The following is a 3205-nucleotide window of genomic DNA, read 5'->3' as shown; positions in this document are numbered from 1 at the left end:
CATGGCCAGCGGTCCCACCCGACGGCCGGCCCGTTTCGCCAGCTCCACGCGGTAACTTTCAAGAACTGCGGAATGCGCCGCGTGCCCGATGCCAGGGGTGAGTAGAAGGACGGCGTGGGAGACGGCGCCGGCGCTGAACAGAACCGAACGCACTCCCACTGTCGCGTGGAGCGCCACCGTCCGGTGCATGGTGGCGGAGGCGAGCGGATCCGCGCCAGGAGTGGGGCGGATACCGGCTTCGACGACGACGGCGACCTGCCACGGACCTCCGGCAGCCATCTCACGCCAACCCCGTAGCTCATCAACTGCTGAGGAGATACCGTTACACGCAGCAACGAACTCTGTCTCGCGCCGGTTGCGGTGCTCCGACTCGCCGGTGTTGCCTTCAAGAAGCAGCCCGGCAAGGTGGTCGATGTCCGCGCGCACGCGCGGCAAAAGAGAGAAGATGGCGGAGGCGGGATCGTCGTCGGAATCCTGCTGCACCCAGAGATAGCCCACGCGGAAACCCTTGACCAGGAGCGGGACGCAGATGCGTCCCAGCATCCCGAGATCCGGATTGGCCGGGACCACCACCGGCCTGACTGCAACGGCAATGCCATGGCGGAACTGCCACTCGCTGACATCGGCCGGTACCTTCTTGCTCAGCAGGAAGTTGACCCTCACCCGGTCAGCCGAAACCTGGTCGCTGCTGTAGGCGAGCAGCACGCCATCCAGGTCCTCGAGGGAAAGGCCGCGCCCGAGCGTGCCCGCAATGCGTTCGACTGCCTCTTCGATCGCTGGTCTCTGCATTGGGTCAGCCTACGGGCACGCAGTCGTCCCAGACGACACTTGCCGCCTCGAGACTCGACACCTGTCGATTGCATCGACGCAGCTCCCGTGCTAGTGATCCTCGTCACATCCGCAATGACGGCTCGAGGAACCGAAAGGACCGTCCCGGCGCTGAACTGCCTCACGTGCCGGAGTTCATACTGGAAGTGGCTTTACCAGGCCTGCCCGTTTCCGCCCGTAATCGCATACTGGAGAATCCCATGATCGTCGGCGTCCCTAAAGAAGTGAAGAACAACGAGTTCCGCGTAGCCATCACCGCTTCGGGTGTCCACGAATTCCGGTCACACGGGCACACGGTCCTGGTGGAACGCGACGCGGGCCTCGGCTCCAATATCTCGGATGCCGAGTACGTGTCCGCGGGAGCCGAAATCGTCGAATCGGCGGACAACCTGTGGCAGCGATCCGACATGGTGCTGAAGGTGAAGGAGCCGGTGGAACAGGAGTACCACCGCTTCCGGCAGGGTCTCATTCTCTTCACCTACCTTCATCTGGCAGCCGAGCCGGACCTCACGCGCGCACTGCTCGATTCAGGCGTGACGGCGATCGCGTACGAGACAGTGCAGGACGGCCGCTCTCTACCCCTGCTCGCCCCCATGTCCGAGGTGGCAGGACGGCTCGCGGTTCAGGTAGGAGCCCAGGTGATGACAGCTCCTGCTGGTGGGCCGGGCCTGCTTCTCGGCGGGGTTCCCGGCGTGCGGCCGGCGAAGGTCGTGGTGCTGGGCGCGGGGGTGGCCGGGACGAATGCCACCGCCATGGCGGTGGGAGCGGGAGCCGACGTATCGATCCTGGACATCAACATTGCGCGTCTACGCGAGATCGATGCGCTCTACGCAGGGCGGGTCCGGACCATCGCCTCGAACAACCTCGAAATCGAGAAGGCGGTACTTGAAGCCGACCTCGTGATCGGATCGGTCCTGATCCCCGGCGCGAAGGCACCGAAACTTGTGACCAATGATCTCGTCGCCCGAATGAAACACGGCAGTGTCCTCGTGGACATCGCAGTGGACCAGGGAGGCTGTTTCGAGGATTCCCATGTCACCACCCACGAGAATCCCACCTTCAAGGTCCACAACTCACTGTTCTACTGCGTGGGGAACATGCCCGGCGCGGTCCCCAATACCTCCACTTACGCGCTGACCAACGTCACACTTCGCTACGCGGTCGCGCTGGCCGACAAGGGTGTGCGCGGTGCCTTCGAATCCGACGTCGCCCTCAGCCGGGGGCTGAACATCGCGGGTGGAAAAGTGGCGCACCACTCCGTCTCAAGCGCTCACGATCTCGAATTGTCGGAGGACTGGCGCTCACTGGTCTAGCAATCGGCCGTCCTGCCCGCCCGTCATCCCCTCGACGAGCACATTCCAGGCCTCGATCAGCCTGGACCGCGGCATCCCGCGGTCCTCGGAGAGGTGGAGCAGCAAACCGGCCTCGAGGAACGCGGCGAGCTGGTAGGCAGCGAGCTCAAGATCGCCCTGCACGCCAGCTTCCCGCAGCAGCACGATCAGGTGTAGCCGAACAAGCCGCTGGGTGGGATGAGCGTGGTCCGCCCCTCCGGGTGAACCCGCCGCTCGCACTACACGGCCGTCGACCTCCAATCGGTTGATGCTCGCCGCCCCGAAGGCCCGGAGGCGCTCCCATGCCGGCGCTCCGGGGCCGAGGGGAGGAGGGCCGGACATGAAGGCTTTCTGGAAGTCCCGCCCGGTCTGGTCGGCAAGGGCCTGCATCAGGCCTGCCCGGTTCCCGAAACGGCGAAAAACTGTGCCTTTGCCCACTCCGGCGGCACGGGCGACGTCGTCCATGGTGAGGTTCTCCACGCCCCTGCGAGCCACGATGCCGGCCGCAGCATCGAGCAGGAGCTCACGGTTCCGCGCTGCGTCCCGCCGCTCACTCTCGTTCCCGTTCAACGGCAGCGGCCCGCCCCTTCGCTCCATGCCGAACATCCTAGTGCGGAATAAAACGGACCGCAGTCCGCTTATGAGAGTGAGTGCCCGTCATCAGTCGGTGGGCTTTTGGAACTATCCGGGAGATTTCATGTCGAACACCACCATCCTTACCCTCGTTGGCAGCCTTCGGGAAGGGTCGATCAACCGCCAGCTCGCAGAAGTGGTAGTGCTGAATGCCCCGGAAGCCGTGGATGTCGTGACTTTCGACGGGCTTGCCGATGTCCCCTTCTATAACGAGGACATCGACACCGATGAGCGCCGGCCCGCTGCGGCGGCTGCGCTGCGCGAGGTGGCAGGCCAGGCGGATGCGATCCTGCTCGTCTCACCCGAGTACAACGGCACCATGCCCGCCGTCCTGAAAAACGCCATCGACTGGCTCTCCCGCCCTTACGGTGCCGGCGCGGTCTCCGCCAAGCCGGCCGCCGTGATCGGATCGG

Annotated in this window: 3 protein-coding genes and 1 pseudogene; 2 read left to right on the top strand and 2 right to left on the bottom strand. The window is 64.9% G+C overall.

What is annotated here, in order from left to right; genetic code table 11:
- A pseudogene (locus Y705_RS23175) lies at positions 1-789 on the bottom strand (PucR family transcriptional regulator); the annotation flags it as partial.
- Between the two features lie 239 nt (positions 790-1028).
- Here Y705_RS23175 and ald point away from each other — a divergent pair.
- Positions 1029-2141 (top strand): alanine dehydrogenase, encoded by a 1113-nt coding sequence (gene ald, locus Y705_RS0110015; RefSeq protein WP_026532752.1) that lies wholly within the window; start codon positions 1029-1031, stop codon positions 2139-2141.
- Here the strand turns inward: ald and Y705_RS18980 are convergent.
- Positions 2130-2756 carry a TetR/AcrR family transcriptional regulator gene (locus Y705_RS18980; RefSeq protein ID WP_049822572.1) on the bottom strand — a complete coding sequence of 209 codons (627 nt, stop codon included), beginning with the start codon at positions 2754-2756 and terminating at the stop codon, positions 2130-2132. The two genes, ald and Y705_RS18980, sit on opposite strands and share 12 nt — an antisense overlap.
- A gap of 100 nt (positions 2757-2856) precedes the next feature.
- On the opposite strand from Y705_RS18980, the gene Y705_RS18975 reads away from it, so the two are divergent.
- Positions 2857-3205 (top strand): NAD(P)H-dependent oxidoreductase (locus Y705_RS18975; protein WP_162149073.1); only part of this gene is annotated, 349 nt, incomplete at its 3' end.

Origin of the sequence: Arthrobacter sp. H41 (assembly GCF_000520535.1) — a bacterium.
Taxonomy (GTDB): domain Bacteria; phylum Actinomycetota; class Actinomycetes; order Actinomycetales; family Micrococcaceae; genus Arthrobacter_D.
The sequence above is the reverse complement of the archived record's forward strand: the minus strand, read 5'-3'. Positions and strand labels throughout refer to the sequence as shown.